Here is a 22,923-nt window from a genome sequence, read left to right as displayed (position 1 = left end):
CATGAAGAACACTTTACTATGGGGTACCCTTTTTGCTTTACTTGGTACTCAAGTTCATGCTGAAAACACTCAGCCAGTCGCACCACCGCCTCAAACTCCAAGTGCCCTAAAACCTGTTCCTGCTACACCAACACCACCCGGACAAAATTTGCCATCGGTACATCCTGCAACAGCAGCACCGGCAGCTGCCATCAATTGTGAGTACAAAATCCCGCCTGAAACCAAAACAATTGATCAATCAGTGGTCATGCAATGGGCCGCAAAAGCGGTTACCCAGGCATTTGACTTTAATCCAACCAACTTAGATGCTCAATTACAAAAATTGCAAGCTTGTTTTACGGAGCAAGGTTGGACTGGTTTTAATACCGCTTTACAGAAATCAGGTAATTTGGAAGCGATTAAATCGCAAAAACTGACCGTGAGCAGTCAAGTAGACGGACAAGTTGTTATAACCGAAGCAAAAGACAATCAATGGAAAATTAATTTACCTTTACAAGTGGTTTATCAGAATGATAAGGAAAAAGTAACCCAGTTACTGAGTGTGGACCTAACTATAGGCCGTAAGATGACTGGAGACTTGGGAATTACCCAAATGATTGCCGCTCCCAGAGGCACAGTGACACAGGAAAAACCACAAAGTACTGCTCCTAATGCAGCGAACTCCACGAATCCACCTACCGGAGCGACACCAAATCCAGCCGCTGCTCCTACAGCACCGTCGCCAGCAGCTCCGACAACGACAACGCCCACGACGACAACACAACCTACTGCCCCTGCAAATCCTTCGGCAACACCAACACCAACTCCAGCAACACCTGGACAACCTACTTTGCCTGAAAACCACTCTACCCAGCCTTCACTACCACCGAATACTCCTTAATTATTATTGCACTCCCCTTGTTTTGGGGGAGAAACAAGGATATTTAACCTTTATTGACCATAATTAGCACCCTCATCCGCCCTAACGGGCACCTTCTCCCCCAGGGGAGAAGGGAAATGGTTCACTTGATGATGGTAAGCAGCCTGCATCGATAAATATTGCGATCGAGATTTACATAGACCTCCCCGCTCCCGTTTTCGGGAGAGGGACTGGGGTGAGGGTTAATTAACTCACCCTCATCCGCCCTATCGGGTACCTTCCCCCCGAGGGAAAAAGGAAATGGTTCACTGGATGATGGTAAGCAGCCTGCGGCGATAAATATTGCGATCGAGATTTGCGTAGACCTCCCCTCTCCCGTTTTCGGGAGAGGGGCTGGGGTGAGGGTAACTGAAGCGAGAAGCAAACCTGGGTTTCGGCATTGGGTTGCACCCAGACTATAATAAACCTCTTCCTTTTAGCCTAATTTATTGGGCAAAGTGGGCTGTTTAGCACCCGGCTCATCAGGATATTCTAATACTATCACCTTCGTACCGATACGGAAAAAGTTTTCGCTTAACCACTTGGCAGCACTTGGGAAAATACGCACACAACCATGGCTTGATGGGTGCTCTGGTACTTCATAAGCTGCATGGATGGTATATCCTTGGTAAAAATAAGTACAATAAGGCATTTTTGCACCGCCTTTAGTATCTACTGGATATTCCCCAGATTTACAATCAAACCCTCTTCGATTATACACTTTAAAAGTTCCAGTAACTGTTCTGCACGATTGATTTGAATTTTCTTCGCATACATCAACACCTGCTGAACCACCGCCAGTCAATAAACGATTACCTTCCTCGTCATATGCTGCCCATGCAGAAACCTTAGGGTCAAAAATAAAGCGTCTTTCACCTGTTGCTTGAATCTTTTGAGGAAAATAATCACGACCCCGTTTATCCTTTGTGTAATGAACGGTTCGATGCACATACCCTGCATCATCAGTGAGCAACGTAGATGGATCATAGTCAACACAGGATGTTAAACCCCCAACAGACAATAACAAACCTGCCCAAAACAACTTATTCATTTAAATTTTATCTCCACTTAATTAAAACTTGATAACTGCAGACCCTAACCTACGTCTCGGACTATCCGCAGAACTAGGCAAGAGAGAGCAGTTAGCTTCAAACCTATGACTCTAATTTACGATATTTGATACGCGATGGCCTATCTGCAGCATCCCCTAGACGACGCTTTCTATCTGCTTCATAATCCGTGTAATTTCCTTCAATGAACGTAATTTGTGAGTCACCTTCAAAAGCCATCAGATGAGTACAAATTCTATCTAAAAACCATCGATCATGCGAAATGACGATCACACAACCAGGGAAATTGAGAATCGCATCTTCTAAAGCACGCAGAGTTTCTACATCCAAATCATTACTGGGCTCATCAAGTAATAAGACATTCCCGCCACTCTTAAGTAATTTTGCCAAATGGACGCGGTTACGCTCTCCTCCAGAAAGTTGACCCATTTTCTTTTGTTGATCAGTACCCTTAAAATTAAAACGGCCAACGTAAGCGCGGGAAGGCATTTGGAAACTGCCTACTTGCATGATGTCATGACCATCAGAAATCTCCTGCCATACCGTTTTATTAGAATCCAATTCATCACGTAGCTGGTCAACATAAGCTAATTGCACTGTGTCACCGATGCGAATCGTACCCTCATCAGGAGTTTCTTGACCGGTAATCATTTTTAAGAAGGTCGATTTACCTGCCCCATTAGGACCGATAATTCCTAAAATACCTCCTTTAGGGAGTTTAAAATCCAAATTATCAATCAGGATTCGATCACCAAAGGATTTTTTGATTTTTTCCCCTTCGAGAACCAAATCACCTAAACGCTCACCTGGTGGAATGTATATTTCATTGGTTTCATTACGTTTTTGAAACTCTTTAGAATTCATTTCTTCAAAGCGGGCTAAACGTGCCTTATTCTTAGCATGGCGTCCTTTAGGTGAAGTACGGACCCATTCTAACTCTGCTTTAATCGCACGTTGGTGTGCGTCTTCTTGTTTCTGCTCCATCTCCAGGCGTGCCTCTTTCTGCTCAAGCCAGGAAGTATAGTTGCCTTTGTAGGGAATGCCTTCGCCGCGATCCAGTTCTAATATCCATTCGGCAGCATTGTCCAAGAAATATCGGTCGTGAGTAATCGCAACTACTGTACCAGGAAAACCTTCAAGAAAATGTTCTAACCAAGCGACAGACTCTGCATCCAAATGGTTTGTTGGCTCATCAAGCAGCAACATATCAGGATTGGAAAGTAATAAACGGCATAAAGCAACTCGGCGACGCTCACCTCCTGATAACTGCCCCACAATGGCATCCCATTCTGGCAAGCGCAATGCATCCGCAGCCACATCGAGTTTTCTGTCTAAATCCCAGCCACCACCAGCTTCAATTTCGTTTTGTAATTCACCCTGCTCAGCAAGTAAGGTATTCATTTCCTCATCGCTCATGGGCTCTGCAAAACGCATGCTGATTTCGTCAAAGCGCGCCAGTTTCTCTTTCATTTCCTTCACGCCTTCTTCGACAACTTCGCGTACAGTCTTATTCAGATCGAGCTGGGGCTCTTGCTCAAGATAACCGATTTTAATTCCTGGTTGTGGTCTTGCTTCTCCCTCAAATTGAGTATCAACACCCGCCATGATGCGTAATAAAGTGGACTTACCAGAACCATTCAATCCTAAAACACCGATTTTAGCGCCAGGAAAAAAACTTAATGAAATATCTTTTAAAATAAACCGCTGATTTTCAACAATTTTGCTGACGCGATTCATGGTAAAAATATATTGTGACATAACTACTCCGTCTTTTTAAAACTGCTTTTGTGGCTTGGGTAACGGCATGGTCGCACTGCTCGTCAAGTAAAGGTTCCCTTCCCCCTTCGGGGAGAAGGTGCCTGCGAGGGGGTATGAGGGTATTGATTGTCGCTGATGATGCCCCCACACCTTTCCCTCCCCCATTCATGCAAGAGGGGATTTTTCTTTACCTAATAGCAGTAGAACACAGCCATAACCCGAGAATGATACTCGATATAACCTTAATGTACATTAGTGCAATTCAATATCTACCACTCAAGAATCACTTTTCCTGATTGACCTGATGCCATAATTTGAAATGCATGTTGGTAGTCATCAACTGAAAAACGGTGTGTTATCACCGGTGAAATATCCAATCCACTTTGTAACATGGCAATCATTTTATACCATGTTTCAAACATTTCACGACCATAAATACCCTTGATCACTAACCCTTTAAAAATAACCTGATTCCAATCAATTGCTGTTTCTTGAGGAGGGATACCTAACAAAGCTACATGCCCACCATGATTCATGGCCTTCATCATGTCATTTAGAGCCATGGGATTTCCAGACATTTCCAAACCCACGTCAAAACCTTCGAGCATACCTAGTTCTGCAGTCACATCGGATAGTTTTTCATGTGTGACATTTACCGCACGAATGCCCCCCATTTTACGAGCTAAATCCAAACGGTAATCATTGACGTCAGTAATAACGACATGACGTGCTCCTATATGCTTTACTATAGCTGCGGCCATAATACCAATGGGTCCAGCTCCAGTAATCAATACATCTTCTCCGACTACATCAAAAGCCAAGGCACAGTGCGTTGCATTACCAAAAGGATCCAGAATTGAAGCCTGCTCTCCAGTAATATTATCCGGAAGAACAATCACGTTGGTGGCGGGTATGGATAAATATTCTGCAAAACATCCAGGCCTATTGACGCCCACGCCCAAAGTATTACGGCAAAGATGGCGTTTGCCTGCGCGGCAATTTCGGCAAAAACCACAGGTCAAATGTCCTTCACCCGAAACTCGTTGACCTACATGAAGTCCCTGCACCTCTTGGCCTACCGCAACAATTTCACCATAAAACTCATGCCCCACGGTCATGGGTACAGGGATAGTCGCTTGTGCCCATTCATCCCAGTTGTAAATATGAATGTCAGTACCACAAATTGCTGTTTTTTTAACTTTAATTAATACATCATTGACGCCATATTCAGGTATAGCGACCTCTTCCATCCAGATGCCAGGTTCCTTTTTCGCTTTGACTAATGATTTCATAAAAGTACCTCAAAATAAGATCATCTCTGTAAAAGTTAAGAGAAGACGGCGTTGCTTTAAATAACAGAAAACTCCTTACCTACCGTTTCAAATGCCTCAATGGCCTTATCCAAATGATGTAGTTCATGTGCTGCGGACATTTGAGTACGAATTCGAGCTAAACCTTTAGGAACGACAGGGTAAGAAAAACCTACCACATAGATACCGAGCTCGAGCAAACGGTTTGCCATGCGTCCTGCCAGGCTTGCATCCCCTAACATAACAGGAATAATTGGATGTTCCCCAGGGATTAGATTAAATCCTAGCTGGGTCATACCTTCACGGAAATAGCGGCTATTACGCTTTAATTTTTCAGCCCAATGATTATTTTTCGTTAAATTATCGAGAACAACACACGAAGTATGCGCAATCACTGGGGCCAAAGTATTAGAGAATAAATAGGGTCTGGAACGTTGACGCAACCATTCAACGATAGTCTGGTTTGCTGCGGTATAACCACCTGACGCCCCTCCTAGCGCCTTACCTAGAGTGCCGGTAATTATATCAATACGGTCACTTACTCCAAAATGCTCAGGAGTTCCACGTCCCGTTTCTCCCATAAAACCGACAGCATGGGAATCGTCTACCATAACCATAGCATCATATTTATCGGCTAATTCGCAAATTGCAGGAAGATTTGCCAAAATTCCATCCATCGAAAAAACACCGTCTGTAGCGATTAAACGAAATCGAGCATTTTTAGCAGCAATCAATTGCTCCTCCAAAGCCTTCATGTCGTTATTCGCATATCGATAACGCGCAGCCTTACATAGACGCACTCCATCAATAATACTGGCATGATTTAATGCATCACTGATAATCGCATCCTCTTCACCCAATAAAGTTTCAAAAAGACCGGTATTCGCATCAAAACACGAAGAATACAGTATGGTATCTTCTTTGTTTAAAAATTGACTAATTTTTTGCTCAAGTTGTTTATGAGGCGTTTGAGTACCACAAATAAAACGTACTGAAGCCATACCATAGCCATATTGAGCCAATGCTTTTTGCCCTTCAGCAATCAGTTGCGGATCATTAGCCAGACCTAAGTAATTATTTGCACAAAGATTAATGACTTCTTTATGATTTACTGTGACAGCAGCTTGTTGCTGACTTGAAATAACACGTTCGCTTTTATATAAGCCCTCACTCTTCAGTGTCTCTATTTCAGTTTGCAAATATTCAGTAAATTGCTCAAGCACTGTATTCTCCTATACGTTAAACGCCACAATACCTCGGTACCTCTCGTGCTGTATCGAAAATAAGGGACAATCTATTTTAGAAAACCATTAAAAATAGCGGATCATAGCAAACTTTAACCAGAGTCACCACGAAATTTGGGATTCAAACATTATTTCTTAGCACATGCGCTATTTTTTTGCTAAGATTGTGCCAAAGTTTTAAAAGTGTGTTGACAATTCGCTTTTGCCACCTCGTTTCGCAGCATGTCTGTGGAATTCTAAAATTTTCAAATGTGGAACACCGCGAATAAGTTGCAAAGCGATGGCTTTGGCAAATGAATAGTCAATCTTAACCTAAAACAATCAACACGGTAGAGCAAATGAGTTATCAAAGCGCACGCATTAATATGGTCAAGCAACAACTCCGAACTGGCGATGTTTTAAACGAATCCATACTCAATTTGTATGAACTGGTAGCCAGACATGAATTCGTTCCTGAACAATTTGTAAATTTTGCTTATTCAGATATGCAAATACCGCTTCATCATGGTCAACGCATGTTGACCCCTTTGGAAGAAGGACAAATTCTGCAAGCACTTGATTTACAAGGCCATGAAACAGTATTGGAGATAGGTACTGGCAGCGGATTTTTCACCGCATTGTTAAGTAAGTTGTGTAAAAAAGTAATCAGCGTGGATTATTATGCTGATTTTACCACCCATGCAGCCCATCAATTAAAAAAACATCACTGCAATAATGTAGAATTAATCACCGGGGATGCCAGTCAAGGCTGGTTAGAAAGTGCTCCTTATGATGTGGTTATATTCACTGGCGCAGTAGAAAAAATAAATGAGACTCAAAGGTTGCAGATTCTGCCTGGAGGCAAGTTATTTGCTATTGAAGGAAAATCTCCTGTAATGCAGGGTCGTCTCTATGAATTGGATCATGAGGAGCGTTGGCATGACCGAATCATTTTTGAAACCAACATTCCTCTCCTGATTGATAAATCAAAGCCCAAAGAATTTGTATTTTAGGAATTAGTTTAATGAAAAAATTGCTGTTCGGATATCTCATGACTTTAGGTCTGTCATCGCACGTCTTTGCTGCCACAGACCTAATGGATATCTATCATCAAGCCCTCGAAAATGATCCTATTTTCAAGAATGCGTATGATACATACATGGCTAGCGCAGAAGCCCTTCCACAAGCCCGTGCTGCATTACTTCCTCAAGTTGGTATTACCGCCCAAGCAACACGAAACGTTTTTCATGTAAACGATGGTATTTTTACCATTCAAGATAACACTTATAACTCGAGGACGTGGCAAGTTTCTGCATCTCAGGCTATTTTTAATTATCAGGCTTGGGCAAGGGTACAACAAGCAAAGGCATCCGTAAAAGCAGCACAAGCTGTTTTCAATGATGCCGCTCAGGATTTAATTCTTAGAACAGCCAAAGCGTATTTCGATGTACTATTTGCTCAAGATACTTTAAATTTCGCTGAAGCAAAAAAACGCGCTAACATGCGCCAATATGAGCAAGCAAAGCAACGCTTTGAAGTAGGTCTTGACCCAATCACTTCTGTTTATGAAGCAAAAGCAGCCTATGATCAATCGGTTGCAACAGTTATTGCATCGCGAAACAACCAAATCAACCAAAGCGAAAATTTAAGAAAACTGACCAATCATGTTTATGAAGTCATAGCTCCTCTACGTGATGGTAAAATTCCGTTAATCAAGCCAGAGCCTAATGTGGTTGATCAGTGGATAGATACCGGTCTTAAGCAAAACTACAAGTTGCTGTCTGCAAAATACAATCTTGAAGTGGCTCGTGAAAACATGAAAGCGCTTTCTGCGGGGAATTGGCCTACGATCTCCCTTCAAGGTAACACCGTAGAGACAACAAACGAAGTAAACTCATCGAATCCTTTATTGCCTGCAAACCAAAAATTATCGACTGTCGGGCTAGCTTTAAATTTCCCTGTATTCCAAGGCGGATTAGTACGTTCGCAAACACGACAAGCACAGCATAGTTTTCAGGCATCCAGTGAACGAGTGGAGCAATCTTACAGGGATGTAGTAGTTAATAGCCGCATAGCTTTCAATACCATTACTGATGGAATTAGCAAAGTAAAAGCGGACAGACAAACCGTAATTTCACAACAAAACTCCTTGGAAAGTACGGAAGCCCAATTTGAGGTAGGGACACGCACCATGGTGGATGTGGTGAATGCCCAACAGCGTTTGTTTGAAGCCCAGAATCAACTGGCTAATGACCAATACAGTTTGATTAATGCGGTTTTAACATTAAAATACTTAGCCGGAACATTGAACGCAAACGATCTCGAATTAATCAATTCATGGTTAGAAACAACCAGGGTCAACGGATTGCTCCCGGCAGAAAACAAAACCACTAAATAACAACTTTTCATTAGGTTTTTAATAATGTCCAATCCTTCTCAAGTTGAAAAAAAATTATTGCATTATACCGGCAAAGCCATTGCAGATTTTAATATGATCCAGCGTGGGGATCGTGTGATGGTCTGTTTATCAGGTGGAAAAGACTCGTTCACACTGTTAACGATCTTGGATCAATTACGCCGACGCTCTGGTAATAAATTTGAACTCTTTTCGTTTACCCTGGATCAGGCTCAACCAGGTTGGGATGACTCGGCTTTACGCCAGTGGCTTGCCGATCGATCTATTCCTCATGAAATACTGACACGCGATACCTACAGCATTGTGAAAGAGAAAATTCCTGAGGGTAAAACCTACTGCTCTTTATGCTCACGCTTACGACGCGGTATTATTTATCGCTATGCAGAGGAAAATGGCTTTAACAAAATCGCCCTGGGCCATCATCGTGATGATTTGGTCCGAACCCTAATGATGTCGATTTTATACAATGGGGATATTCGATCCATGCCACCGAAGTTACTGAGCGATAATAAAAAGCATATCGTCATCCGACCATTATGCTATGTTCAAGAGAAAGACATTATTACTTTCGCGCAAGAGCAATCGTATCCCATTATCCCCTGCACCCTTTGTGGGTCACAAGAAAATTTGATGCGTAAAAAAGTAACGCATTTGATTAATCAGCTTGCAGAGGAAAACCCCAAGGTCCCAAGCAATATTCTGCATGCACTTCAAAGTATTAAACCCAGCCAGCTTATGGATCAAACTATGTGGAATTTTAGAGATCTTGAGCATGGCTTAATAACCAATCAAGTCACCAATACCGACGAAATCTTCAGTACCGAAGAATTCGACCGGGTTGAGGAGTAAAATCTATAGCCTGGGTCTGGGCGAAACCGGATCCAGGTTTTTTTATCACAACAGTTTCTCCCTGGCCCTGCCTGCAATCAATCAGGGTGTTGCGATCCACCAGATCGTCATCCAGAACTCCCCCTTGCAAATTCCAGCCTATGTCATGCAAATCCTGTCTTTGAGTCACGATAAGATTACGAATGAATGGCGTTACGGTCATGACCAATCACTCTCGAGCTCCTTGACTGAAAGGCAGTAGCCCCGACACTACAGTCTGAATTTTATCTCAACCAATCCATGCAATAAGTAATCACGATGCGCTCACAAACAGCAATAAGATAAGATAGATTACAATTCTTAACTAAACCGTAACATTTTTATAACATTTTTGTTACAATGATGTTTTAATAAATAGCACTATAGTCTAAAATTAAATTTACTTTTCTCTGGCTATACTATTTTCTTTGTTGATAGAGGAACATACTCCATGCTAGCAAATACATCCGTTGACTCGCGTAAATTTCGAATTTATATGAGGAGATATTTTAAATTTGACTTTGTTGCAGCGATAGTCGTATTTCTTGTAGCCATCCCATTATGCTTGGGTATTGCTTTAGCTTCTGGCGCACCTCTTTTTTCTGGAATTTTAAGTGGAATCATTGGCGGCGTCGTAGTTGGATGTTTAAGTGGATCGCATGTCAGTGTCAGCGGACCTGCAGCAGGTATGGCAGCTGTCGTTGTCGCAGCAATTGCTCATATTGGAGACTTTAACTCCTTTTTAGTTGCGCTGGTACTTGCTGGTGTACTTCAAGTCATCATTGGAAGTTTAAGAGCCGGATTTGTAGCCGACTATGTCCCTTCAAACGTAGTACAGGGTCTGCTTTGTGCGATAGGTATTCTTTTAATAATCAAACAATTACCACTCGCATTCACCCTCTCTGCAGATTTCAACGAGCTTAAAACCCATTTATTAGAAACCACTGAGGAAATCACATTAAGTCCTATTCTTGCTTTGTACCATCATCTCAATTCTGGAGCCATGTTGATTACGGTACTCTCATTAAGTACCTTAATTTATTTTGATTTGACAAAAAATAAGATCCTGAAAGAGATTCCAGCCCCCATCCTCGTGGTCATTTTGGGTGTATTACTGAATGAATTTTTTATCTGGACTGATTCAAGCCTGGTCCAAAATTCACCACAGCTGGTCAATATTCCCCACACCAATGACTTCCATGAATTGTTGAGCAAACTGGAATATCCAAATTGGTCTGCCCTGGCTAATCCGCAAGTCTATCTTTATGCGATCATCATTGCGATTGTTGCGTCGCTTGAGACTTTATTGAACCTTAAAGCTGGAGAAAAACTGGATAAAAAACGTCTCCATCCCTCCACAAGCCGCGAATTGGTGGCTCAAGGGGTTGGCAACCTGACCGCGGGTTTAATTGGAGGAATTCCTATTACTTCAGTGATTGTACGCACATCCATTAATATTCAAGCGGGATCCACAAGCAAAATATCTACTATTTTGCATGGATTCTTTATTTTGTTTGCAGTCATGTTGATCCCAGGCACTTTAAATAAAATACCCTTATCCTCACTCGCCGCCATTCTCATCTATACCGGTTATAAACTGAATAAACCGTCCATTTACCGTAATATTTTTGCTCAAGGCAGCGATCGTTTTATTCCATTCATTGTCACTGTGGTCTGTATTATTGTCTTTAACTTATTGACAGGGATATTAATTGGATTGGCAGTCAGCTTATTCTATATTTTGAAATCAAATAGTCAGGCGCGGATAAATATCCTGAAGGAAATCCACCCTACTGGAGAAATTAACCGCTTGGTGCTCCCCCAACAAATGACTTTTCTTAATAAAGCGGCCTTGGTTGCTGAACTTGATTCGATACCCAGGGAATCACAATTAATTATTGATGCACGTTACACCCAGTACATTGATAAGGAAATTTCCGAACTTTTAAAAGAGTTTAAGGAAGAACAAGCTCTCAATAAAAAAATTGCTTTGAATATGATTGGATTTAAAGAGCATTACAAAATCCATAATTACATTGATTTTATCAACGTCACCACATACGATGTGCAATCGCACCTATCTCCAGCACAAGTATTAAATATTTTGTATGAGGGAAACCAACGTTTCCTCAATGACAACTTAATTCACCGTTCAAATCAACTGGATATTAAACATACAGCCAAAGCACAGCATCCCATTGCCATTGTTCTTGGCTGCATTGATTCCAGGGTACCTGTTGAAACCATTTTCGATGTGAGTTTTGGTGATATTTTCTGCGTGCGTGTTGCTGGGAATGTAGTAAACAACGATGTTTTGGCGAGTATTGAGTATGCGTGTAATGTCGTAGGCGTCAAACTGATTATCGTCCTTGGCCATACACGGTGTGGTGCCATTCAATCGGCATGTGACGGGGTTGAAAAAGGGCACATTACCGAACTGCTCGATAAAATCAAGCCCGCAATCGATGCCGAGAATGAAACCGAAACCAATCGACACAGCAAAAATACTACCTTCGTGAATAATGTGACTGATTTGAACGTTGCCAATACCATCCAAAAAATTTATGAGCGGAGTTCGATTTTGCATCAGATGATAGAGAAAAATGACATTGCGATGGTTGGTGCCGTTTATAATGTGCAAACAGGCAAAGTACATTATAATAATTACGCGCATGAATTAAGCCAGCTTGGTGGAAAAAATAATGATCATTTAGCCTCTAAATTAAATGCGCTATTGAAAGAATCTAAAATCCAAATATAAGCGACCAGTCATCAGGTCACTCACATTTCAGGACATGCTGGGCCAAGGCCCAACATGCTCCCCTTTCAGCACTTAATTCATCTGTTTTTGAACAAAAACTTCTGTATAATGCTTTCAATTCAAGAACAATACGACTTCAGGAGTAGAAATGCGTGCATCTCAATGGTTTTTAGTAACTCTTAAAGAAACTCCAAGCGATGCGGAAATCGTTTCCCATAAACTTATGCTGCGAGCAGGTATGATTCGTAAGCTGGGCTCAGGTCTATATACCTGGATGCCATTGGGTTTAAAGGTATTACGTAAAGTAGAGCAAATAGTTCGCGAAGAAATGAACCGCATCCATTCTATGGAATTACTGATGCCGGCAGTACAACCTGCTGAACTGTGGCAAGAAACAGGACGTTGGGAAACTTTTGGCGGACAGCTGCTCACCATGGAAGACTCCAATGGCAGAGAGTATTGCTTTGGCCCTACCCATGAAGAAGTAATTACTGACATCATGCGTAATGAATTACAATCCTACAAACAACTGCCTGCAAGTTTTTATCAAATTCAGACCAAATTCCGCGATGAAATCAGACCTCGTTTTGGTGTAATGCGTGCACGTGAATTTATCATGAAAGATGCTTATTCATTCCATTTGAATTTGGAAAGTCTACAAGCCACCTATAAAGATATGTATCAAGCATATTGCCGTATCTTTGATCGCATGGGACTTAAATATCGTGCTGTTGAAGCCGATACCGGCGCTATTGGTGGTTCTGCCTCTCATGAATTCCAGGTACTCGCTGATTCTGGCGAAGATTTAATTTTCTATAGTGATAAAGGGGATTATGCAGCGAATATTGAACAAGCGACCAGCTTAAGACCTGAGAAAGCTACCCCTACGACACAAAAAATGATTCTGGTAGATACCCCAAATCAAAAAACCATAGCAGAAGTAGCACAATTCATGGGAGTAGCAAGCAATCAAACGGTCAAAACGTTGATTGTAAAAGGAAGAGAGCATCCTATGGTTGCTTTGGTTTTGAGAGGCGATGATGAACTGAACGAAGTCAAAGCAACAAAACATCCTTTAGTCCATTCTCCCCTACAATTTATTGATGAAGAGTCGGTCTTAAACACTTTGAAAGCCCCTATTGGATCATTAGGCCCAGTCAATTTATCGATTCCCGTAATCGCGGATCATCATGCATTGGCTATGGATTCTTTCATTTGTGGCGCAAATCAAGCAGACAAGCATTACCAATATGCGGCGTGGGATAAAGACATTCGTGAATACCTTGCTTATGACTTACGTAACGTAAAAGAAGGCGACATCAGCCCTGATGGTCAAGGAACCCTCCGCTCGTGTCGCGGCATCGAAGTGGGTCACGTCTTTCAGTTGGGTGATAAATATGCTAAAGCCATGAATGCTGCAGTGATTAATGAGCAAGGCCAATTAGAAACCATGTTAATGGGATGTTATGGTTTAGGAATCACTCGTGTGGTTGCTGCGGCCATTGAACAACATCATGATGAGCAAGGAATTATCTGGCCTCAAAACATCGCTCCATTCCAAGTGGTCATAATTCCCTTAAACGGACACCGATCACCATCAGTCACAATGCAAGCAGATGCTTTATATGAACGTTTAAGCGAGTTGGGCGTTGATGTATTAATTGATGATCGTAATGAACGAGCAGGCGTATTGTTTGCCGATCATGATTTAATTGGTATTCCGCATCGTATCATTGTGAGTGAGCGAAACATGGAGCAAAATTGCGTGGAATATAAAAATCGTGCTACCGGCGAAATGCAGCAATTAAGCTTAGATAGAGCAATTGATGCACTAGTTGAACTGGTTGCAAAATAAAGACATGGCTCGTCATCTCATAATGGCAAAAAGATCCCGGATTACGCTTTGCTAATCCGGGCTACAAAATGATTACCCCCTATTCCTTGCATCCCAGTCCCCTGAAATCTTACGCTTCAAGAAAGACAAAAAAATCAAGTGTAATTAAAGGATTAAATCAAAAAATTAGCTCAGTGGTTACCCTATGTGCGAGAGACAAAACACTTCCCTTACAGGTGTATAAATACTTGTATCTAGTTGTTTTTCATATAGGATCGCTAATTTTGGGCCTCCTAATAATCAATCTATTTTAAAGTTAAGCTATCTTGGAGAACAAATATGCTGCACACGGAAACAGACACTTCTGGATTTAAAAATGGCACTGAGAAATTATTGGGTATTTTTAAACCGATGAATCCTGGTTTTCTTTCTCTGAGTTCTTTACATGATCATCCTGATCTTACAATAGAGACTCCGAAGTGGATTGCAAGGAACCGCAAAGAACTTAATGATTTACTTAATGATCCTGATTGCTCTAGAAGACATCTGGATACTGGTTTACTCAATATAAAAACCGTAAAATTTGTATTAACAACACAAAATAAGTTAATTTTTGGTCCATTCGGACATGAAAATTCAGAGAATAATATCCCTGCTTATGCCCATCTGGCAGCAGAAAAAGATTTTCGTTATGCTCAATGCATCACTAATGGACAAGCCTGGTTCACAGAAATTAATCAGTTAATCGCTATAAATGTCAGTACCTATGAATTTAGAGCATCTTTTCATTCATTGCAGTTTGCACTCCCTCACCTTTTATGCCTTCCCTTAGCTGAAACATTGAGAATCATTGAAACCGATTGTTGTGATCGTTTTGTAAGGTGGCATTTCATTAAACGCAACACTTTAGAGCAACATATTCGAGAAAACCGAAGTGATAAGGAGGATGTAAGCACATTCTCTTCCCCAGAGAAAAAAGAGGTAGAAGAACAAAAAAAATTCACTTCAACGGATATGCTCTTTTTTGCAAACCAGCAAACCCAGCAAAGACTGAAACAACCGCTTGAATCAGCTCATTCATCTGAAAAAAAACTTCATGTGTTTTGTATTAAGTAGTCCACTCTAAGTCAAATGTCTCAAATAGCCCTCGGTCCTGTACGTCGAAGGCTATTCATCCCCCGGATTTCCTTGAGTATTCAAATAAGCCAATACCTCATTACTTTTTAATGCTTTAACACCAATGGCACCGATTTGATTATAACCTACATCTAAAGTATACAAACTCGTGGTTTCAGCTAAGGCCAAAGCACCTTCATCTCCAATGTGGTTATCACGCAAACTTAAATTTCGCATCTGTGTCGCATTGGCCAAAATTTTTGCTCCCTCGTCGCCAATAAGATTATTATTTGCATATAAATTATTCAAAGAGCTCATTTTTGCCAAAGCAATAATCCCCTCATCAGCAATGAGGTTATTATCGATGTTGAGCATAGTCAGATGGTTAAGTGCCGATAGGGCTTGAGCTCCTTCTATACCGACACCACACCCCGCAATCGATAACCACTCCAGCATAGGAATTTGAGCTAAAACAGCAGCACCTTCATTGTGTAAAGGATTTTTATCAAGATTCAGATAGAACAAATTGGTTTTTCTTGCGATGTTCTTGACGCCATCCTTATCGATATTATTGTCTTCCAAATCAATAAAGTTGATGGAATGGTTTCTATCAATAAACTGGATTCCCTCATTACCTAAACGGTTATTGCCTAGATAGACACTTTTCAAAGTTTCATTCGCGAACAAAGCCTGCGCACCTGCAACCCCAATGTGACTTTTTCTCAGAGAAAGATGAGTTAGCGTCCTGTTTTTTGCCAAAGATTTTGCCCCCGAAGTGCCTATGGGATTGCTATCAAGGGATAGAAAAGTCAAGGTGGTATTATTGGCTAAAGCCTCGGCTCCATAGGGACCAATATGATTTTCTCCCAGAAGAAGATAGACCAAAGAGGTATTTTTTGCTAATGCCTCAGCTCCCAAGGAGCCGATTCGATTTCCAGTAAGAAAAAGATAACGAATATGAGTATTGGTAGCGAGCAATTCTGCACCTTGGTAGCCAATCTGATTATCAGAGATACTTAGACGAGTAATTTCTGGATGCGCGTTGAGAAAGGATAGAATTTTTGGGACATCACGGTCATGAATATGGCATTGATCTAAAAACAAACCACCATCGCTGACACGTGATTCAATCGTCTCGACACATTCATTATTTTGTAGTTCCGAAATTTTAATTTTTTCTTTTGCAAATAAAGGGGAAATTATGACGCTTAATAACAGCGAAAGAATGAAGACCACTTTTCTCATCATGCACACAATCCTTTTGTTTGAAGCAGAAATACTTAATGGGAGCTATGGTGAGTTGTATCACGAAGATCAATAAAAACCAACACGCCAGTGTGAAGAACTGTAAACAGGCTGTTTAGTCTTTTGTAGCGATAGCTAGTGCTTGGAGTTGCATGACAAACTCTTCTTCAATTCTATAATGAAGGCAATTGTTTTTTAATTTCTCTATGTATCCTAATTCTTCCAATCTATTTAAAGCCGGAAGAATCTCTGTGGATAATTCATATCGAAAACGAGGAACAGACGAATTTAATATTGCATCTTTATCCACTACAAAAAATTCTCTTATATTCTGATGACTCGGGTTCTTAATATCATTTTTAATAGCACTCATAAATTGGGGGAATTCATCAAAAAGTCGGTTTAGGTCGAGTATTTTTTTATTCTTTATGGTGGCCATATTTTTTCTATTATTGATGAATTTTTGTACCTTCAAGCCACCCAGAGCCGTAGTAAAACAACCAGTTAAAAAACCAAATAAAAATGAGATATCCATGGATTGTGTTCTAAATTAAAATAATTATTGGAGGTTTGATCATCAGTAACGATCATAAATTGGTTAATTATATATCAAACGAGTGACAAAGGTAACAAAGACTGTTTGGATTTAGGTGTCCACTGCATCCTTGCCGAGGCTTCTGCTTGATTTTTTAACTAAGCGTCATTAAAATAACTCAGTTTGTTCTGTATCCGTTTGTCCCAAGGCAACATGATCATGACCACACTGCCAGAACAAGTTCATCCCTATAACGCATAAAAAGAGGATCATATGTTAAAAAACTTCTTTATTTTTTCTATTATGGTTCTAGCAAGCATGTTGATCGCCTGTGGTCCTATTTACAATACAGAATACAGTTTCGTTCCGCCAAAATCCGATGTAGCAAAAATGTGTACGGCCCAATGCATTCAGAGTAAAAATGACTGTCAACAAAGTTGTCGAGTAGACAATGAAAATTGCCGGATGAGGGCTCAGCAAAATGCGATGTTTGAATACAAACAATATAAAGAAGATCAAAAAAGAATGGGTTTGCCTATCAGTAAAACAATAAATGATTTTGATCGGAGCAGCAGCTGCAATAATTCCTGTCAATGTGAATCCACTTACAGAGCTTGCTACTCTGCCTGTGGAGGCGAAGTCAGAGAACATCAAGTATGCGTCGCTTTTTGTGATCAGCGTCATTAAATGACGCTGCTTTTAAATCTGCAACATAACCTCTTGATGTGAAACACAATCTGCAATGAGATCTTCTGCACGTTTGGTTTAATTATTTTACAATTCAAGAAACCTTTGCCACACTATAAATGATTCATAGTGTAGAGCAGAAAAATAATGAAGAAAATCATCCTTTATTTTTTAGCATTTATTGGCACACTGTCTCTATTATTTTTTATTTCTGAATGGTTTGGTAGAGCAGGGACTACAATGTATGGAGGAAGTCCTGAACCCATGCAAGCCGTAGTCGGGACTCCGAGCGCCCCCATAGCAATGATGCGTGATAAAAACCCATCTAATACCAGCCAATCGTCAGAAAATGTGATGCGAGGTATGATTATCCGCAATGCGGATATTTCCTTGCAAGTCGATAACATTAATTCGACCATGGAAAAAATCACTCAATTAGCAGAGAACTCCGGTGGCTACGTCGTTAGCTCCAATTTAACTCAAGATAACAATGTCACAGGAAATACCACCGCAAATATCAGTATAAGAGTACCTGCTCAAGGCTTGAACAATGCGTTAAGTACCCTGAAATCACTCGCAACCCATGTCGTTCAAGAGTCAGTCACTGGCGAAGACATCACACAACACTTTGTCGATTTACAAAGTCAACTGAGTAACCTGCAAACCGCCAAAGAGCAATTAGCAAAAATTATGGCCAACGCCACGAAAACATCGGATGTTCTTAGCGTGTTCAAACAATTAAACGAGATCCAACGACAAATCGATGTGCTCCAAGGACAGATTAAATATTACAAAGAATCTGTGGCTTATTCATTGATAAATATTAACTTGAGCATGAATCCAATCATTCAAACAACAGAACAAAAGCAATGGAAAATTACAGAAGCATTCATTGACTCCTATCATGCTTTAGTTGATCAGTTACGTCATTTTACCTACGGTTTAATTGAGTTTTTTGTCTTTTTTTTACCCTTGCTTTTATTATGGGCTTTTATCTTCTTGATCGTTTTTTGGATAGGAAAGAAAATTTGGGGCGGATTTAACAAAAAATAATTTAACTCAATAACGCGCCCTCCTTCCTATCAACATCCAATAAACGATGATCAAGGCCTATTTTGAGTTTTTGTGATATGGAAAAAATCAATTCTCGTGCGCTTATAAGGTCCATAGGGAGCTAGATATACTTTCAACAAGTCCAAAATCCGAAGAGAGAATGCGTTGTGATTCATTATTTTAGATCAAAACAATTTATTGTTTTTTTAATAGCAGGAGCCATATCACTTGCAGTAAATTTCTTGAGTAGAATTCTCTATAACTATACTTTCAGTTTTTCAACATCAATTCTCTTGGCTTATCTTACCGGGATGGTTACAGGCTTTACTCTTGGAAAATTTTTTGTATTTACGAACAGCAAACAGACTTTTACACGCTCGATTCTATTTTTTATTTTAGTTAATTTAATTGGGATGATACAAACTTTGTTTATTAGTTTATTGCTCGTTGATTATGTTTTACCCGATCTGGGTATTCAGTCATTCACTCGGGAAATAGCGCACTTATTTGGTCTAGCCTTCCCTACGTTTACTAATTATCTGGGGCATAAATTTTTCACTTTTCGAGAAAACAACTAAGCCACGTTTATTATTGAAAAACAGTTAAGAAAATAGAGTATAAGAGCAGGCATCTCATCCTTATCTCTGGTCATTCCATGCAATCGAGTTTCATGACCTATACTTAGTGAATAATTACACTGAACCTTGGTGAGATTTGAAAATGGAAAACTCATGGAAAGATCAGTTGCATCAAGCACTATTAAAAAAATTGGGTCCTAAAAAGGGGAAACAATTTACGGAAAAATACCTTCCCGCATTGTCAATGAGCTATTGTGAACAACATACTATAGAAGAAGCAATAGGCGATCTGTTACAAATCGATAATTTAACGCCAGAGAACCCTTTAGCGATAGTATTCTACGAATTGACTCGGGGAGAACATCCATTGCATATTAAACTGTATCGCTATGGCAGTTCGATACCCTTATCTGATATCTTACCGATGATTGAAAACATGGGATTACGGACTTATACCGAAAGACCTTATAGAATCGCCATTGATCCAAATCAATTTATCTGGATTGGTGATTTCAATGTGTCCTATGCCCATGCCAACTTACTTACCCTGGACCAGGTAAATCACATTTTTAATGAAGCTTTAATCAAAATACATCTCGGGGATTGTGAAAATGACGGTTTCAATAAGCTGGTTTTAGGGGCAGGATTATCCTGGCGAGAAATAGCCATCATTCGTGCTTATGCCAAGTACATGCAACAAATTGGTTTTCGCTTTAGCCAGCAGTATATAGAAAAAACGATTGCAGCATATGCTGGGATTGCCAAAAAACTGATCCAGCTTTTCTATTTAAAATTTGGTCTGAAACAAAATACTGCAAGCAAAAATAAAATGGCAGATTTGGAATCTGAAATACAAGCCGATATCGATGGGATTACCAGCTTGGACGAAGACCACATCATCCGGTATTTCCTGTCTTTAATCAAAGCGACACTAAGAACCAATTATTTTCAGTTAGATGCCCATGGCGCCCAAAAAAATTATATATCATTTAAACTCCATACCTCCAAAGTGCCCGATCTTCCTCCAGGGCAACCTCTATATGAAATTTTTGTATATTCAACACAGTTTGAAGGCATCCACCTGCGCAGTGCCAAAGTAGCACGTGGGGGTATTCGCTGGTCAGACCGACCCGAGGATTTCCGTACCGAAATTCTTGGACTGATGAAAGCGCAAAAAGTAAAAAATTCGGTGATAGTCCCTTCTGGAGCCAAAGGGGGTTTTATTTTAAAAAAATCACTCAGCATGCTGGACCGTGAGCAGATAAAAAAAGAAGTGGTTTATTGCTATCAATCCTTTATCAGAGGCTTACTTGATCTTACCGACAATTTTGAAAATGACCGTGTTGTCCCCCCCCATAATACAGTGTGCTATGATGATGCCGATCCTTATTTGGTGGTAGCCGCAGATAAAGGAACAGCAACCTTTTCTGATACTGCGAATGCGATTTCTAAAGAATTTAATTTTTGGCTTGGGGATGCTTTCGCCTCTGGAGGCTCAGCAGGCTATGATCATAAAAAAATGGGCATTACAGCCCGTGGTGCTTGGGAGTCGATTAAACGCCATTTTCGCGAATTGGATATCAATATCGAAGAACACGATTTTACGGTCGTTGGTATTGGAGACATGAGTGGTGATGTATTCGGGAATGGCCTGACTTATACCCCTCATGCACTTTTACTCGCGGCATTTGATCATCGTCACATCTTTCTTGATCCTAATCCTGACAAACTGAAAACATTTGAAGAACGCCAGCGCCTATTTAATTTACCCACCTCATCATGGGAAGATTTCAATCCTCAATTAATTTCCAAAGGTGGTGGGGTATACAAACGATCCAGTAAATCCATTGCCATCACACCGGAAGTAAAAAAAGCACTTGCGATTACCCAAGATTCATTAACACCAAATGAATTGATTCGGGAAATCTTAAAAGCACCTGTTGATTTGTTATTTAATGGAGGTATTGGCACTTATGTAAAAGCTTCAATTGAATCGCATGCGGATGTTGGTGATAAGACCAATGAATTTTGCCGGATCAATGGTAATGAATTGCGTTGCAAAATTGCTGGTGAAGGTGGCAATCTTGGATTTACCCAACTAGGAAGGGTTGAATATGCCCTCGCAGGTGGCCTGATTAATACCGATTCAATTGATAACTCAGCTGGCGTTAATTGCTCCGACCATGAAGTCAATATCAAAATTCTACTGAATAAAGAAATGAGCCAAGGAAAACTTACCGAGAAAAAACGCAATCAATTGCTGACCAAAATGACCGAAGAAGTTGCACAACTTGTGTTGCAAGACAATTACAACCAAGCACTGGTCTTGAGTTTTTCGGCCACGAACGCTCTAGCATATAGCGGCTTATACCAGACTTATATTAAAGAACTGGAAGCAATAGTTCATTTGGATAGAAGTGTTGAGTTTCTTCCAGATGATAAGCACCTTTTGGATCGCAAGGCGGCAGGCCAAGGACTGACGCGGCCTGAATTGTCTATCATTATGGCTTATACAAAAATTTATATCACGGGAGAATTATTAAAATCTGATTTACCTGATGATCCCTATTTTGCAACCATTCTGGAGACAGGTTTTCCTTCACTCCTCAAAAAAATGTATGCCCATTCGATGCAAAACCATCGGCTAAGACGTGAAATTATCGCGACCCAACTCAGTAATCAAATCGTTAATAGCATGGGCATTACCTTTATGTACCGCATGCAAATAGAAACAGGACAATCGATAGCAGATATTGCCCGTGCCTTTATTATTGCTTCAAAAGCATATCAAATAGATGACGTACACCAATTAATTGAATCACTGAACTACAAGGTTACCGTTCAAACCCAATATGAGTTACTTCATCACGTCAGGCAGTTAATGAACTTGGCATCTCGTTGGTTTTTACATCATCGGCGACTTGAAGGCGGAATTGCTAATAATATTGCCCATTACAGCCAATCAATAAGCAAACTTGAAAAATCAATTCCCGATTTAATGGCTGGTGTCACCAGAGAATATCTTGACAAGATTGTCACACAGTTTGTGGGAATCGGCTTATCCGAAAAAGCTGCGAAAAAAATTGCCGCTACTCGCGCTATGTATACCGTATTAAATGTAGTGGAAGTTGCAACCCAAAATAAATTTGATCTTGTCCGAACAGCCGAAGTTTACTTTAAAGTAGGCAGTAAATTTAGTTTGGTTTGGTTCCGTGATCAAATTGGTAACGATTCTCGGGAAGGTCATTGGAATAGTCTGGCTCGATTATCCTTACGTGATGAACTGGATAACTTACAACGCCGCTTAACCATTGTCATTTTAAAAAATGACCAAAAAAAATTGGACTCTGAGAAACTGATCGCCTATTGGTTCGCCAAAAACAGCTTTATTCATCAACGTTGGGATAAGTTAATGGAAATGCTGCTTAGTAGTTCCAGTATTGATTATACTATATTTTTTATTGCACTAAGAGAATTATCGACATTGATTACCGTAGAATAATTGAAAAATCTATCAAAATACGTAATCCAAAGACAACGCATTGCATCATGAATGCGGTAGCCCTGATTAG

At 40.4% G+C, this 22,923-nt stretch carries 17 protein-coding genes; 11 read left to right on the top strand and 6 right to left on the bottom strand.

From position 1 onward, the window contains the following. The first annotated feature begins 1 nt into the window (after window position 1). Window positions 2-880, top strand: coding sequence for a DotI/IcmL family type IV secretion protein (locus OQJ13_RS13470; RefSeq protein ID WP_265711344.1), 879 nt, complete (start codon window positions 2-4; stop codon window positions 878-880). Window positions 881-1,334: 454 nt separating this feature from the next. Here the strand turns inward: OQJ13_RS13470 and OQJ13_RS13465 are convergent, their stop codons facing one another. The 4 genes from OQJ13_RS13465 to OQJ13_RS13450 form a co-directional block, all read right to left on the bottom strand. Further along, on the bottom strand, window positions 1,335-1,949 hold the full coding sequence (locus tag OQJ13_RS13465; RefSeq protein WP_265711343.1) for a L,D-transpeptidase: 615 nt from the start codon (window positions 1,947-1,949) through the stop codon (window positions 1,335-1,337). A gap of 103 nt (window positions 1,950-2,052) precedes the next feature. After that, on the bottom strand, window positions 2,053-3,726 hold the full coding sequence (ettA, locus tag OQJ13_RS13460) for an energy-dependent translational throttle protein EttA (protein ID WP_265711342.1): 1,674 nt from the start codon (window positions 3,724-3,726) through the stop codon (window positions 2,053-2,055). Window positions 3,727-3,995: 269 nt separating this feature from the next. After that, window positions 3,996-5,018, bottom strand: coding sequence for an L-threonine 3-dehydrogenase (gene tdh / locus OQJ13_RS13455; protein ID WP_265711340.1), 1,023 nt, complete (start codon window positions 5,016-5,018; stop codon window positions 3,996-3,998). Window positions 5,019-5,074: 56 nt separating this feature from the next. Then, window positions 5,075-6,259 carry a glycine C-acetyltransferase gene (locus OQJ13_RS13450; RefSeq protein ID WP_265711339.1) on the bottom strand — a complete coding sequence of 395 codons (1,185 nt, stop codon included), beginning with the start codon at window positions 6,257-6,259 and terminating at the stop codon, window positions 5,075-5,077. A 359-nt stretch (window positions 6,260-6,618) separates the two neighbouring features. Between OQJ13_RS13450 and OQJ13_RS13445 the strand changes: the two genes are divergently transcribed. The 6 genes from OQJ13_RS13445 (at window position 6,619) to OQJ13_RS13420 (ending at window position 15,253) form a co-directional block, all read left to right on the top strand. Beyond that, entirely contained in the window at window positions 6,619-7,272 is a 654-nt protein-coding gene (locus tag OQJ13_RS13445; protein ID WP_265711338.1) for a protein-L-isoaspartate O-methyltransferase family protein, read from the top strand. Between the two features lie 11 nt (window positions 7,273-7,283). Continuing rightward, window positions 7,284-8,657, top strand: coding sequence for a TolC family outer membrane protein (locus tag OQJ13_RS13440; protein ID WP_265711337.1), 1,374 nt, complete (start codon window positions 7,284-7,286; stop codon window positions 8,655-8,657). 24 nt (window positions 8,658-8,681) lie between these two features. After that, entirely contained in the window at window positions 8,682-9,524 is an 843-nt protein-coding gene (gene ttcA, locus OQJ13_RS13435) for a tRNA 2-thiocytidine(32) synthetase TtcA (protein ID WP_265711336.1), read from the top strand. Window positions 9,525-9,993: 469 nt separating this feature from the next. Beyond that, window positions 9,994-12,303, top strand: a complete 2,310-nt coding sequence (locus OQJ13_RS13430) for a bifunctional SulP family inorganic anion transporter/carbonic anhydrase (protein ID WP_265711335.1) — start codon at window positions 9,994-9,996, stop codon at window positions 12,301-12,303. 148 nt (window positions 12,304-12,451) lie between these two features. After that, the gene (locus OQJ13_RS13425) at window positions 12,452-14,158 is read left to right on the top strand and encodes a proline--tRNA ligase (protein WP_265711334.1); all 1,707 of its coding nucleotides are present in this window, start codon (window positions 12,452-12,454) and stop codon (window positions 14,156-14,158) included. Window positions 14,159-14,476: 318 nt separating this feature from the next. Beyond that, window positions 14,477-15,253, top strand: a complete 777-nt coding sequence (locus OQJ13_RS13420; protein ID WP_265711333.1) for a hypothetical protein — start codon at window positions 14,477-14,479, stop codon at window positions 15,251-15,253. A gap of 51 nt (window positions 15,254-15,304) precedes the next feature. On the opposite strand, the gene OQJ13_RS13415 is transcribed toward OQJ13_RS13420, so the two are convergent. Together OQJ13_RS13415 and OQJ13_RS13410 are read right to left on the bottom strand one after the other, a co-directional pair. Then, window positions 15,305-16,501, bottom strand: a complete 1,197-nt coding sequence (locus tag OQJ13_RS13415) for a hypothetical protein (RefSeq protein WP_265711332.1) — start codon at window positions 16,499-16,501, stop codon at window positions 15,305-15,307. Between the two features lie 112 nt (window positions 16,502-16,613). Next, entirely contained in the window at window positions 16,614-17,033 is a 420-nt protein-coding gene (locus OQJ13_RS13410; RefSeq protein ID WP_265711331.1) for a hypothetical protein, read from the bottom strand. Window positions 17,034-17,306: 273 nt separating this feature from the next. On the opposite strand from OQJ13_RS13410, the gene OQJ13_RS13405 reads away from it, so the two are divergent. From OQJ13_RS13405 to OQJ13_RS13390, 4 genes are all read left to right on the top strand, one after another. Beyond that, window positions 17,307-17,720: a hypothetical protein gene (locus OQJ13_RS13405; RefSeq protein ID WP_265711330.1), complete on the top strand. Its 414-nt coding sequence runs from the start codon at window positions 17,307-17,309 to the stop codon at window positions 17,718-17,720. 147 nt (window positions 17,721-17,867) lie between these two features. Continuing rightward, complete coding sequence (locus OQJ13_RS13400; protein ID WP_265711329.1) at window positions 17,868-18,773, top strand: DUF4349 domain-containing protein; 906 nt, start codon at window positions 17,868-17,870, stop codon at window positions 18,771-18,773. A 167-nt stretch (window positions 18,774-18,940) separates the two neighbouring features. Beyond that, on the top strand, window positions 18,941-19,351 hold the full coding sequence (locus OQJ13_RS13395) for a GtrA family protein (RefSeq protein WP_265711328.1): 411 nt from the start codon (window positions 18,941-18,943) through the stop codon (window positions 19,349-19,351). Window positions 19,352-19,493: 142 nt separating this feature from the next. Beyond that, window positions 19,494-22,853 carry an NAD-glutamate dehydrogenase gene (locus OQJ13_RS13390; protein ID WP_265711327.1) on the top strand — a complete coding sequence of 1,120 codons (3,360 nt, stop codon included), beginning with the start codon at window positions 19,494-19,496 and terminating at the stop codon, window positions 22,851-22,853. Window positions 22,854-22,923 lie beyond the last annotated feature (70 nt).

This window comes from Legionella sp. PATHC035 (genome assembly GCF_026191115.1).
Taxonomy (GTDB): Bacteria; Pseudomonadota; Gammaproteobacteria; order Legionellales; family Legionellaceae; genus Legionella.
The sequence above is the reverse complement of the archived record's forward strand: the minus strand, read 5'-3'. Positions and strand labels throughout refer to the sequence as shown.